The organism is Streptomyces sp. NPDC020807, from assembly GCF_040641575.1.
In the GTDB taxonomy this organism is placed as follows: Bacteria; Actinomycetota; Actinomycetes; order Streptomycetales; family Streptomycetaceae; genus Streptomyces.
Genome location: NZ_JBFADU010000025.1, coordinates 49,600 through 62,537 on the forward strand (window position 1 = coordinate 49,600; position 12,938 = coordinate 62,537).

Genomic DNA, 12,938 nt, shown 5'->3' on the forward strand with positions numbered 1-12,938 from the left:
CCGGCCCCGCCCCCCCCGGGGGCTCAGCCGTCGGAGAGGACGACGGCCGACTCCCCGGGCACGCCGAGCACACCGTCGCTTCCCGGGGCCACGGCCGCCGGGTCCCAGGAGGCGAGGATCCGGTCGCGGCCGTTGGAGCCCAGGGGGATCGCCACCGGCTCCTTGCCCAGGTTGACCGCGACCCGCAGGTCACCGCGCCGGAAGACCAGCCAGCGGGACTCCTCGTCGAAGGCGACCTTCACGCCCGCCAGGTCCGGGTCGGTGAGGTCGGGGAGCGTGCGGCGCAGCGCGATCAGCTCCCGGTGCCAGGCGAGGAGCCGCTTGTGCGGGTCCCGCTCGCGCTCCGCCCGGTCGAGCACCGAGCGGTCGCGGGTGGCGGGATCCTGCGGATCGGGAACCTCCTCCTCGTCCCAGCCGTGCTCCGCGAACTCCCGCCGCCTGCCCCGCCGTACGGCCTCCGCGAGCCGGGGGTCGGTGTGGTCGGTGAAGTACTGCCACGGGGTCGTCGCCCCCCACTCCTCGCCCATGAAGAGCATCGGAACCGACGGCCCGGTGAGGACGAGCGCCGCCGCGCAGGCGAGGAGGCCGGGGGAGAGGGAGGCCGAAAGGCGGTCGCCGACGGCCCTGTTGCCGATCTGGTCGTGGGTCTGTGCGTACCCGAGGAAGCGGTGCGCCGGGGTGCGCTCGCGGTCCACGGGCCGGCCGTGGTGGCGGCGCCGGAACGTCGAGTACGTCCCGTCGTGGAAGAAGACGTGCGTGAGCGTCTTGGCGAGCGCGGCGATCGGGGCGCGCGCGAAGTCCCCGTAGTACCCCTGGGACTCACCGGTCAGGGCGGTGTGGAGCGAGTGGTGGAAGTCGTCGTTCCACTGGGCGTGGACGCCGAGCCCGCCCAGGGTGCGGGGCGTGGTCGTGCGCGGGTCGGCGAGGTCCGACTCGGCGATCAGGAAGTGCTGCCGCCCCTGCTCCTTCGCCAACTCGTCGACCTCGGAGGAGAGTTCTTCGAGGAAGGTGAGGGCCCGGGTGTCCGCGAGCGCGTGCACGGCGTCGAGCCTCAGCCCGTCGATCCGGTAGTCCCGCAGCCAGGCGAGCGCGCTCCCCAGGAAGTACGCCCGGACCTCGTCCGAACCGGGGGCGTCCAGGTTCACGGCCGCGCCCCAGGGCGTGTGGTGCGTCTCGGTGAAGTACGGCCCGAAGGACGGCAGATGGTTGCCGGAGGGCCCGAGGTGATTGTGGACGACGTCGAGGACGACGCCCATGCCGAGCCCGTGCGCCGCGTCCACGAACCGCTTCAGGGCCTCGGGACCGCCGTACGGCTCGTGGACCGCCCACGGCGCCACCCCGTCGTACCCCCAGCCCCGCACCCCCGGGAACGGGCACAGCGGCATCAGCTCCACATGGGTGATGCCGAGGCCCGCGAGCTCCCCGAGGAGGGCGGCCGCCGCGTCGAGCGTCCCCTCGGGGGTGAAGGTGCCGACGTGGAGCTCGTACAGGACGGCCTTCTGCAGCCGCAGGCGCGGCGACTCGTGCCGCCAGGAGTAGGTGTCGTGGTCGACGACCGCGCTCAGCCCGTCGGGGCCGTCCGGCAGCCGGCGCGAGCGCGGGTCCGGCAGCACGGGCCCGCCGTCGAGGGCGAAGCCGTACCGGTCGCCGTCCTCCGCCGGGACGACCCCGGTCCACCAGCCGTCCCGCTCGGCGTCCCTGTCCAGGAGGTGGGCCGAGCCGTTCAGCTCCAGCGCCACCTGGTCACGGGCGCTCGGCGCCCACACCTCGAAGAGCAAGGGATTCCCCTCCGGTCGACGGCTGACTCCCGACCCATCCTGGCAGCCGGGCGGGGGACGCGCCCGGCATGCTCAGGAGGTGTCCCCGTCGGGCCCCCGTCAGCCTTCCGGCGCGTCCCACACGTAATTGATCGCCCGCTCGAAGGTGACGTAACCCGCCCGGGCGAAGGCCGCCGCCATCGGGACGTTCCCGAGGTCGGTCGCCGCGCGGATCCGGGGCACGTCGGCGGCGGCGAGGATCCGCGTCCCCTCGGCGAGGACGTCGTCGACGTGGCCGTGGCCGCGGTGGGCGGGGAGGACGCCGATGTAGGCGATCGTGTGGTGGTAGTTGTTCCGCGCGGGCACGACGAAGCCGACGGGCTCGCCGCTCCCGGGCAGCTCCGCGACCCGCCACCACTCCCGGGGCGACGCGTACTGCGCGAGCTCCTCGTCGTAGTGCAGCTCCGCCGCCTCGCGGGCGGAGAGCCCGGACGCGAGATCGGCCCGGCCGTGCGCGTCGAGCGTGCCCTCCATGACCGGCGTCATGAGCGCGACCAGGTCCTCGCGGTCCCGTACGGGCCGGAAGTCGAGCCGGCCGTTCGCCTCCGGTACGGGCGCACCGGGCCGCCATTCGAGCCGGAGCCGCTCGACCAGCGGACGGGCACCCGAGGCCTCCAGGACCCCGAACAGCGACTCCAGGACGGACCGCACCTCGGACCGCTCGCGCCAGTCGGCCGGCATGAAGCGCCCGAACTCGGGCCGCCGGGCCCCGGCGGGGACGACGGCGGCCGTGGCGGTCTCCAGGAGACGGAGGCCGAGCGCGGCGCGCTCCTCGGCGGAGAGCTCGGGGGAGAGGTCGAAGAAGTCGAGCGAGAGGGGCGGGGCGCCGGCCTGGTTGGTCCACCAGGAGAGCCGGCCGAGGAGCCGGTCCGTGGCGGGGTCCACGGCGACCCACATCCACGCGGGGAGCCGGCGGCCGGTGGCGAGGTCGTCGGCGACCTCGTGGTCGAGCGAGTAGGTGAGGCGGAGGAAGAGGTCGAGCTCGTCGGGCCCGGTGAGGGGACGGATCACGACGTGAGACAGAGTCAAGTCGGACTGCTCCAGGGGAATGTCGGGGTGAGGAGCGCAGACGGTACCAGCGATCTTGAGGAGGACGGCAGTGAATTACGGGCGGGGAGCGGGCGGCGGGGCAGGGGATTACGGGCGGGAGCGGGCGAGGGGGCCCCTTCTGGACACCGCTGGCCCGGCCGTCCGACAATCACGGGGTGACCACCCCCTTCGAGCTCCCGGCGAACACCCCTCGGCTGACCGACGCCGAGCGTGACCGCGCGCTGGGCCTGCTCCGGGAGGGCGCCGCGCAGGGCCGCCTCTCGCACGACACCTTCCTCTTCCGGATGGAGCGCGCGCTCCAGGCCCGGCGGCCGGACGAACTCGACCTGCTCGTCGCCGACCTGCGGACCGAGGGCACCTGGACGAAGCGGGTCGTCGGCGCGGTCGAGCGGATGTCGGCGTTCACGGCCCGCATCGGACGGGCCTGGAGCGCCGAGCGGCTGCCGAAGCTGCTGCTGCCGGTGCCGGGCCCGCACCCCCTGCGGATCGGCCGCGACCCGGTGAACGGGCTCCGGCTCAGCCACGAGACGACGTCCCGGCTGCACGCGGAGCTGTCGCTCCAGAACGGCGTGTGGGTCCTGCGGGACCTCGGCTCGACGAACGGGACGACGGTCAACGGGCGACGGGTCACGGGCGCGGTCGTGGTGCGGCCCGGGGACGTGGTGGGCTTCGGCCAGATGAGCTTCCGCCTGTCGCACGGCTGACCCTCCCCCCGGTGTGTCACCCGTTCGGCGGAACGAGACGGGCGTCGGACCGCCCCCGGTGATGGTCTGAGAGGGACGCGCGCCGGGACAACGACGTCCGGTCCGCCGCCAGCGAGACACCGCCGACCGCCGACGATCGACAGGGGACGCGATGAGCGACGTGCCGAACCGAGGCATACAGGACCAGCAGGGGACGCTCCGACCGGAGGCCGACCCGTGGTCGCGGCTCCCGTCGATGAGTCCGGCGACGGCGACGGCGGTGGACGTGCCCGCGGAGGGCGTCGGCGCCCGGACGGTCGCGCCCAGCCCCCTCGACCCCGGCGCGACCCGCGACCCGCACCCGATCCACCGGAGGCTGCGGGAGGAGTTCCCGCTGACGTACGACCCGCTGCTGCGCGCATGGGTCCTCAGCCGGTACGCGGACGTGGCCTCCGCCCTCACCGACAACCGCTTCACGCACGGGCACCGGCCCGGCGACCCGCCGTGCTCCCGCTCCCATGTGGACGTGGACATGGGCGAGTTGCGACGGATCACGGAGCGCACGGCGTACGTCCTGGCCCGCCGCATCGCCGCCCGCCCGCAGGCCGACCTCGTGGCGGACTTCTGCCACTGGCTGCCGGCGGGCACGGTGGCGGCGGCGGTGGGGGTCCCGTACCGGGACATGATGCGACTGGTACGGGGGCGGGCGGCGGGCGCCCTGGCCGGCGAGTGCGGCGGCCAGATCGCGGTCCGCGAGAAGGCCCTGGCGTCCTTCCTCGGCAACGTCCTGTCGGACCCCGACCAGGTGGCGGCCCTGCGGGACGCGCCGACGGGCCTCGTGGCACGCGCCTGGGCGGAGTCCCTCCGCCGCGACCCGCCGGTCCAGATCATGGTCCGCCGCACGCGCGCCGAGGTCCGTGTCTCCGGCGGAATCATCCCGGCGGGCGCCTCGGTTGCCCTCCTGGTCGGCTCGGCGGGCCGCGACCCGGAACGCTTCCGGAACCCGGACCGCTTCGACCCGCTCCGCGACGACATCGACCAGCTGACCTACGGCTCGGGCTTCTGCCCGGCGGTCCTCCTGGCTGGCCTGGAGGCGGAGTACGCCCTCCGGGCCCTCTTCGAGGCCATGCCCCGCCTCACCCTGGCCCCGGGCTTCCGCCCCACCCCGACGGGCCTCATCACCCGCGCGCCCCGCACGCTGATCGTCCGGCCGGGCGGCTGAGCCGGACGGAACAACCCCGTTTACCCGTACAACCATTCGGTCCTCCGGGGGTCTTACCCGGTGAACGAGGCGCCCTTCGCGCCTCCTTCCCCCGGGAGGATCACCTGTGTCGCAGTCCCTTGCCCGCCGCCGTCGGCTCGCCGCCGCCGTGGCCGTCGCCCTCGCCGTCACGCTCGGGGCGGGCGCCCTGGCCGCCCCCTCGTACGCTCTGCCGGCGGACGGGGCCCTCGTGGCGGGCGCGACCGCTGCCGACGAGGACCTGATCGCGTACCCCAAGGGCGGGGAACTGGCCGGGGTCGGGGTGTCCGGTTTCTTCACGCGCGACGAGGACGGCAAGGGGATCTTCCACCCGTTCTCGGGTGGCGCCGTGCGCGTGTACGAGTACGGGTACGACATCGAGCTGCGGTCCACACGGTCCAGTGACTTCCTGGTCGAGTGGGAGCCGGGGAAGGTCGTGCAGCGGGAGCTGGGCACGGACGCCGAGCTCGTCGTCCCCGTCGGCGAGGCGGCGGACGCTCCCCAGTACGTCGGGTCGGCGGGCGAAGCCGTCTACACCACGGTCACCAGCGCCACGGACACGGTGCTCCGCAAGCACACGCGGGCCGACGCCGCCGGGGTCGTGGTGGCGGGGCTGCCCTCCGGCGCCGTCGGCGTCGAGATCGAGCAGGCCGGTCCGGACCACGCCGAGATCGCCTTCTCCCAGAGCGGCTCGCGGAAGTGGGGCCTGCTCGACCTCGCCACGGGTGCCGTCACCGGCGTCCGTGCGGCCGTGACCGGGGACAGGACCTCCTCCTCGGCCTACACCGCGTGGGTCGCGGAGCAGGGCGAGACCCCGCGGGTCTTCGCCGCGAACCGCGCCGGCGACGTCCGCGAACTCCCGGTGGCCGAGGAAGGCACTCTCACCGCCCTCCACATCGGCATCGCCGGCGACTGGGTCGTGTACGGGCAGCCCGGTGGCATGAACAACGCGCGCACCAGCGTCCACTACCCCCTGACCGGCTACAACGTCGTCACCAAGGCGACGGAGCGGCTGTTCGACCACGCCTACCAGGTGACCCCCGGCCCCGACGGCCGTCTGTACGTGCGCGGCGGCATCGTCGGGCGCGGCGAGGGGCTGTACCGGGTCACCGACACGGGCGGCGCGAAGCCCCTGGTCGAGAAGGTCGCGACGACCGGGGAGCCCACGGAGATCGTCGCCACGACCGTGGCCGCCCCGCCCGCCGTGCTCGACCTCGACAAGAGCAGGAGCGCCGCCTTCCGCTGGACCCTCTCGCGCCCGAACGGGGACGCGACGCTCACCGTCCGCCACGTCCGGACCGGGAAGACCACGACCCTCGGCGACTTCCCCTACGGGACGGACGTCCGGTTCTCCTGGCCGCCCGCCGGGCCGGCGCCCCGGAACGGCGACTACACCTGGCGCCTGACCGTCCGCCCGGACAACGGCATCGGGCCCGCCGCCGCCGTCAACGGCGCCTTCAAGGTCGTCCGGAAGGTCCAGCCGCACGACTTCACCGACAACGGCACCCCCGACCTGCTCACCCGGGACTCCACCGGCCGCGTGTGGCGCGACGACCTCAACTGGCGACCGGTCGGCGGGAACACCGACCTGGGCGAGGCGCGGGCCCAGATCGGCTCCGGCTGGACCGCGTACGACCGCTTCGAGGCCGCAGGGAACCTCGGCGGCTCCTCGGCGGGCGACGTCGTCGCCCGTGAGCCGTCCGGCGCCCTGTGGCTCTACCAGGGCAACGGCAACGGCGGTTTCGCCCCCCGGATCCGGGTCGGCAGCGGCTGGCAGTCGTACGCGAGCATCGCCGCCGGCAGCGACCTCACGGGAGACGGTCGCCCGGACCTCCTGGCCGTCGACAAGACCGGCGCCGCCTGGCTGCACCGCGGCACCGGCGTCGCCGCGACCCCCTTCGCCACGCGCAGGCAGGTCGGCTGGGGCTGGGGCGGTTACCAGGACGTCGTCGCCGTCGGGAACATCGCCGGCGGCCCGGCCGGCGACGTCCTGGCCCGCGACAGGTCCGGCGTCCTCTGGCTCCACCTCGGAAAGGGCGACGGCACCTTCGCGACGCGCACCCAGGTCGGAGGCGGCTGGAACACGTACGCCTCGCTCGTCGGCGCCGGTGACGTCGACAGGGACGGGCGCCCCGACCTGGTCGCCGTCGGCAAGCCGTACGCGCCCTCCAAGCTGTTCCGGGGCACGGGCGACTGGAAGGCGCCCCTGCGGGCCGGCGAGACGCTGCGGCTGAACTCCGCGAGGAGCCAGGACCTGGCGTTCTGACCCGAGGGGCGGCTGCCGCTCACCGCCCCGGCGCGTCGTCGGGGCGGGTTAGGAGGGCCACGGGACCCGGTTCGAAGAGCTTGGTCAGATAGACCGGGGTCCGCGGCCCGCCGGTGAACTCGCGGGCGCCGTCCAGGGCGTCGACCCAGCGGCCCGGCGGCAGGACCAGTTCCGTGTCCTGCCAGCCGCCCGCCTCCGCGAGGCGGAGGGGGAGGCGGGTCACCGCCGTCAGCAGGTGGTCCGCGCGGCCGAAGGCCAGGCAGTGGGCCGCCGCCGGGCCCGTCGCCCGCAGAGGGGTGTAGGACGCCGCGGGGGGCAGCGTGCGGCGGAGGCGGAGGGTCGCGCGGATCAGGGCCGTGCGCTCGTCCTCCGGGCCCTCCGCGAACGGCGCCCGGTTGTCCGGGTCCACCAGCGCCCGGTACTCCCGCTCCGTGTTCTGGTACAGCTCCGGCACCCCCGGCATGGTGAGCTGCGTCAGCAGCGCCCCCAGTGCGTGGGCCCGGATGTGCGGTTCCAGGGACCGCGCCGCCTCCCGCACGGGGACCCGCGCCGGGCCCGCCGCCACGAAGTCCGCCACCGCCCGCTCGTACGCCCCGTCCTGCTCCGTCCAGCTCGTCCGAAGGCCCGCCTCCCGTACCGACTTGAGGATCGCCGGGCCGAGACGCCCCCCGTCCGGGACTCCCAGGCCGAACGCCGTCTGCCACGCCGTCCACGCCACGTGCGGGTCGGGGGCGCCCGGCACGCCCGCCACCCCGTCCAGGACCGCCGCCCACACCTCCGGGCACTGCGCGAGGACCGCGATCGCCGCCCGCACGTCCGCGCTCCGCTTCGTGTCGTGGGTCGACAGCACCGTGCCGGTGGCCGGCCAGTCCCGCGCGATCCGCGAGCAGTACGCGTGGAACTCCTCCACCGGCACCGCCGGGCGGCCCGCGTCCCCGCCCACCTCGTTCGCCGAGAGGAGGGGCGCGTAGCGGTAGAAGGCGGTGTCCTCCACCGACTTCGCGCGGAGGGCCGAGGACGTCTGGGCGAACCTCGCCCGGAACGCCTCGTGGTCCGGGCCCGAGCCCAGCAGGCCCAGGGCCAGGCCCCGTACCGTGTCCACGGCCTCCGCCTCCTCCTCCACCGCGAACGCCGCCTTCGCCTCCCGCGCCGCCTCCGCCGTCAGCACCGCCTCCCCGCCCGTCCGGTACGTCCGGTAGACCGGGACCCGGACGAGGAGTTCGCCGATCGCCGTGCGCAGCGCCCACGGCGCGTGGTCCCGCAGGGCCGGGTCCGCCGCGCAGATCCGCTCCGCGATCCGGGTCAGCGCCGCCGTCTCGGCGGCGAGGTCGTGCCGTACCACCTCGTACGCCGCCCGCCGCTCCGTTGCCTCCCACCGTCCGCCCCGGTCGGCCGCCGCGCGCGTGAACGCGCGGTAGAGGTCGGCGAGTTCGGCCGCGCCCTCGCCGTCCGTGAAGACCCCGTCCACGTGCCGCAGCGCGTCGTACCCCGTCGTCCCCGCCACCGGCCAGGAGGAAGGGAGGGTCTCGTCACCGGTGAGGATCTTCTCCACGACCGTCCAGCACCGGCCGCCCGTCGCCTCCCTCAGGCGCTCCAAGTAGCCCTGGGGGTCCACCAGTCCGTCCGGGTGGTCGATGCGCAGGCCCTGCACGACCCCGTCCCGCACCAGCTCCACCACCTTCGCGTGGGTCGCGTCGAAGACCTCCGGGTCCTCCACCCGCACCCCGATCAGCTCCGAAATGGTGAAGAAACGGCGGTAGTTGAGATCCGTCCGGGCCAGCCGCCACCAGGCCAGGCGGTACCACTGCGCGTCGAGGAGCTCGTCCGGCGGCAGGCCCTCCGTGCCGGGGCGCAGCGGGAACTCCTGCCCGTCGAGGCGCAGCACCCCGTCCGCGACCCGCAGCCGGTCCCGTACCTCCGGAAGCCGGCCCGGCAGCACCGGCAGCAGCACCCTCCCGTCCCCCGCCCGCCAGTCGATGTCGAACCAGCGCGCGTACGGCGACGACGGACCGTCCCGCAGCACGGCCCGCAGCGCGTGGTTGTGCCGGGGCGAGGCCGCCATGTGGTTGGGGACCAGGTCGAGGACGATCCCCAGGCCGTGCGCCCGCGCGGTCGCCGCGAGGGCCCGCAGCCCCTCCTCGCCGCCGAGCTCCGCCCGTACGGAACGGTGGTCGGTCACGTCGTACCCGTGGGTCGAGCCGGGCACGGCGGTGAGGACGGGGGAGAGGTGGAGGTGGGAGACGCCGAGCCCCGCGAGGTACGGCACGGCCCGCTCGGCGGCGGCGAAGGGGAAGTCGGGCTGGAGCTGGAGGCGGTACGTCGCGAGGGGCGGGACGGGCGTGTTGGGCGTCATGCGAACGTACGTACCCGGCCGGAGCGCTTCTGTGTCATCGCCCCATGCACCCGTTCGTGTGCATCGCGTTACGGTCGCGCGATGCCCCGCCTGCTTCGGACCTACCGCGACACCTACCGCGACACGCTCTCCTTCCTCGGGCCCGTCCTGCCCCTCGTCTCCTTCCTCGGCCGCCTCCCGACCGCCATGTGCCAGCTCGGCAGCCTGCTCCTGGTCGCCGAGACGAGCGGTTCGCTCGCCACCGCCGGGCTGGCGGGCGGCGCGCTCGCCGCCGGGCAGACCGTCGCGGGGCCGGTCATCGGCCGGCTCGCCGACCGGCACGGCCAGCGCGGGGTCGTCCTCGTCGCGTCCCTCGCCAACGCGGTCGCCGTGACCGCCCTGGTCATCGCCGCGCTGGACCGCGCGGGCCTGGGCCTCCTGATGGCGCTCGGCGCGCTCGCCGGGGCCACCGTCCCCCAGATAGGCCCCCTCGCCCGGACCCGTTCGGTCGCCCTCGTCCGCCGCTCCCGCGCGGGCGCCGACGACGGTGCCGTCTCCGCCGTCCTCTCCTTCGAGGGCACCCTCGACGAGGTCTCCTTCGTCCTCGGCCCCGCCCTCGTCGGACTCGCCGCCGCCCTCGCCCACCCGGCCGCCGCGCTCCTCTCCGCCGCCGTCCTCCTCGCCGTCTGCGGCACCGCATTCGCCCTCCATCCCACGGCCGGCACGACGGCCCCCGCGTCCACCCGGACGGACGCGGCCGACCGGGGGCGGCTGCCGCGCTCCGCGTACGCGCTGCGCGGCACGATGGTCCTCCAGGGGGCCATGTTCGGTGCCTCGCAGGCGGGGATCACGGCGCTCACCGAGGAGCTCGGCGCGCCCGCGCACGCGGGGCTCGTCTACGCGGCGATGGGCGTGACGAGCGCCGCCGTCGGCCTCTCCCTCGCCGCCGTGCCCGCCCGGATCGGCCTCACCACCCGCTGGCGCGCCGCGACCGCCGGACTCGTCGTCCTCTCCCTCCCGCTGCCCTTCGTCGGCTCGCTCGGCGCGCTGTACGCGGTCGTGGTCGTCCTGGGCGCCGCGTACGCCCCGCACCTGATCACGGTCTTCGGCCTCACCGAGCGGTCCGTCCCCGCCTCCCGGCTCGCCGAGTCGATGGCCTTCCTGACCAGCGGGATCGTCGGCGGCCAGGCCCTCGCGCTCGCCGTGTCGGGGCGGCTCGCCGAGAGCCACGGCGCCCCCGCCGCCTTCGCGGTGGCGGTGGGGGCGGCGGTGGCCTGCGCGGTGCTGTCGTGGACGGCCGGCACGACCCGTCACGTGCGGGAGCTCAGGCCGGCCTCCGCAGGACGGTCAGGCTGAGCGGCGCGAGCGCCACCCGCTCGCCGCCCGTCAGCTCGGGCCCCTCCCTCGGTGGCATTCCCTCCGGGTCCGAGGTGTCCACCACCATGTGCCACAGCGGCCCGTGGCTGTCGGGGACGACGAACTCCAGCTCCCGCGAAGAGGCGTTGAACATCAGGAGGAAGGAGTCGTCGGCGATCCGCTCGCCCTGCGTGCCCGGTTCGGAGATCGCGTTGCCGTTGAGGAAGACGGTCAACGCCTGGGCGTGCGCGGCCTGCCAGTCGCGGGAGGTCATCTCCTCGCCCTCGGGCGTGAACCAGGCGATGTCGGTGAGCTCGTCGTGCGTGCCCTCCACCGGGCGGCCGTGGAAGAAGCGGCGGCGCCGGAAGACGGGATGCTCCCGGCGCAGCCGGACCATCTCCCGCGTGAACCGCAGGAGCGTGGCCTCCGCCTCGCTGCTCTCCTTCGGCCAGCGCACCCAGGAGACCTCGTTGTCCTGGCAGTACGCGTTGTTGTTGCCGCCCTGCGTGCGGCCGAACTCGTCGCCGTGGCTGAGCATCGGCACGCCCTGCGAGAGCATCAGCGTGGCGAGGAAGTTGCGCATCTGGCGGGCGCGGAGCTCGGTGATCCCGACGTCCTCCGTGTCCCCCTCGACACCGCAGTTCCAGGACCGGTTGTGGCTCTCGCCGTCCCGGTTGCCCTCCCCGTTGGCCTCGTTGCGCTTCTCGTTGTACGAGACCAGGTCGCGCAGCGTGAAACCGTCGTGGCAGGTGACGAAGTTGACCGAGGCGAGCGGGCGCCGGCCGTCGTCCTGGTAGAGGTCGGACGAGCCGGTCAGCCGGGAGGCGAACTCGGCGAGCGTACGCGGCTCGCCGCGCCACAGGTCCCGCACGCAGTCGCGGTACTTGCCGTTCCACTCGGTCCACAGGGGCGGGAAGTTGCCCACCTGGTAGCCGCCCTCGCCGACGTCCCACGGCTCGGCGATCAGCTTCACCTGGCTCACCACCGGGTCCTGCTGGACGAGGTCGAAGAACGAGGAGAGCCGGTCGACCTCGTGGAACTGGCGGGCCAGGGTGGCCGCGAGGTCGAAGCGGAAGCCGTCCACGTGCATCTCGGTGACCCAGTACCGCAGGCTGTCCATGATCATCTGCAGGACGTGCGGGGACCGCATGAGCAGCGAGTTCCCGGTGCCCGTCGTGTCCGTGTAGTACCGGGGGTCGTTCCCGAGCCGGTAGTACGAGGGGTTGTCCAGGCCCCGGAACGACAGCGTCGGGCCCAGGTGGTTGCCCTCGGCGGTGTGGTTGTAGACCACGTCGAGGATGACCTCGATGCCCGCCTGGTGCAGCGCCCGTACCGCCGACTTGAACTCCAGGACCTGCTGGCCCCGGTCGCCCCAGGACGCGTAGGCGTTGTGCGGGGCGAAGAAGCCGATCGTGTTGTAGCCCCAGTAGTTGGAGAGCCCCGCGTCGGCCAGCCGGTGGTCGTGGACGAACTGGTGGATCGGCATCAGCTCCAGGGCCGTGACGCCGAGTTCCTTCAGGTGCCCGATGACCGCCGGGTGCGCGAGCCCCGCGTACGTGCCGCGCAGCTCCTCCGGGAGGTCCGGGTGGAGCATGGTCAGGCCCTTCACGTGGGCCTCGTAGATCACGGTGTGGTGGTACTCGGTCCGGGGGCGCCGGTCGTCGCCCCAGTCGAAGTACGGGTTGACGACGACCGAGCTCATCGTGTGCGGGGCCGAGTCGAGGTCGTTGCGCGCGTCCGGGCGCCCGAAGGGGTACCCGTACACCGCCTCGCCCCACTCCACCCGCCCCGACACGGCCCGCGCGTACGGGTCGAGGAGCAGCTTCGCCGCGTTGCAGCGCAGCCCGCGCTCGGGGGCGTACGGGCCGTGGACCCGGAACCCGTACCGCCGACCCGGCATCACGCCCGGCAGGTACGCGTGCCGGACGAAGGCGTCGGTCTCGCGCAGCTCGACGGAGGTCTCGGTCCCGTCGTCGTTCAGGAGGCAGAGCTCGATCCTGTCGGCGGCCTCCGAGAAGACCGCGAAGTTGGTGCCCGCTCCGTCGTAGGTGGCGCCCAGGGGGTACGCCTGTCCCGGCCAGACCTGCATGGGTGTGGTTCTCCCTCTTCTGTCCGGGTTTATGGGGTGCTCTTTGGCCAGATCCTGCCCGAAAGAAGGGCAACCTCCTAGGAATTCCCCCCGTCCTACCGGGTG

8 protein-coding genes are annotated in these 12,938 nt (G+C 74.3%); 4 read left to right on the forward strand and 4 right to left on the reverse strand.

Going from position 1 to position 12,938, the window contains the following annotated elements; translation table 11 throughout:
• Window positions 1-23 precede the first annotated feature (23 nt).
• Together treZ and AB0G79_RS27645 are read right to left on the reverse strand one after the other, a co-directional pair.
• Complete coding sequence (gene treZ, locus AB0G79_RS27640) at window positions 24-1,778, reverse strand: malto-oligosyltrehalose trehalohydrolase (RefSeq protein ID WP_360811029.1); 1,755 nt, start codon at window positions 1,776-1,778, stop codon at window positions 24-26.
• Between the two features lie 99 nt (window positions 1,779-1,877).
• On the reverse strand, window positions 1,878-2,846 hold the full coding sequence (locus AB0G79_RS27645; RefSeq protein WP_360811031.1) for a GNAT family N-acetyltransferase: 969 nt from the start codon (window positions 2,844-2,846) through the stop codon (window positions 1,878-1,880).
• 176 nt (window positions 2,847-3,022) lie between these two features.
• Here AB0G79_RS27645 and AB0G79_RS27650 point away from each other — a divergent pair, with 176 nt between their 5' ends.
• The 3 genes from AB0G79_RS27650 to AB0G79_RS27660 all read left to right on the forward strand — a co-directional run bounded on the left by AB0G79_RS27650 (window position 3,023) and on the right by AB0G79_RS27660 (window position 7,056).
• Window positions 3,023-3,571, forward strand: coding sequence for a DUF1707 and FHA domain-containing protein (locus AB0G79_RS27650; protein ID WP_360811033.1), 549 nt, complete (start codon window positions 3,023-3,025; stop codon window positions 3,569-3,571).
• 235 nt (window positions 3,572-3,806) lie between these two features.
• Window positions 3,807-4,772 carry a cytochrome P450 gene (locus tag AB0G79_RS27655; RefSeq protein WP_360811096.1) on the forward strand — a complete coding sequence of 322 codons (966 nt, stop codon included), beginning with the start codon at window positions 3,807-3,809 and terminating at the stop codon, window positions 4,770-4,772.
• Between the two features lie 106 nt (window positions 4,773-4,878).
• Window positions 4,879-7,056, forward strand: a complete 2,178-nt coding sequence (locus tag AB0G79_RS27660) for a VCBS repeat-containing protein (RefSeq protein WP_360811035.1) — start codon at window positions 4,879-4,881, stop codon at window positions 7,054-7,056.
• Window positions 7,057-7,075: 19 nt separating this feature from the next.
• On the opposite strand, the gene treY is transcribed toward AB0G79_RS27660, so the two are convergent.
• Window positions 7,076-9,409 carry a malto-oligosyltrehalose synthase gene (gene treY / locus AB0G79_RS27665; protein ID WP_360811037.1) on the reverse strand — a complete coding sequence of 778 codons (2,334 nt, stop codon included), beginning with the start codon at window positions 9,407-9,409 and terminating at the stop codon, window positions 7,076-7,078.
• 81 nt (window positions 9,410-9,490) lie between these two features.
• Here treY and AB0G79_RS27670 point away from each other — a divergent pair, with 81 nt between their 5' ends.
• On the forward strand, window positions 9,491-10,744 hold the full coding sequence (locus AB0G79_RS27670) for an MFS transporter (RefSeq protein WP_360811039.1): 1,254 nt from the start codon (window positions 9,491-9,493) through the stop codon (window positions 10,742-10,744).
• Here AB0G79_RS27670 and glgX read toward each other — a convergent pair.
• Window positions 10,713-12,833, reverse strand: a complete 2,121-nt coding sequence (glgX, locus tag AB0G79_RS27675) for a glycogen debranching protein GlgX (RefSeq protein WP_360811041.1) — start codon at window positions 12,831-12,833, stop codon at window positions 10,713-10,715. The two genes, AB0G79_RS27670 and glgX, sit on opposite strands and share 32 nt — an antisense overlap.
• Window positions 12,834-12,938 lie beyond the last annotated feature (105 nt).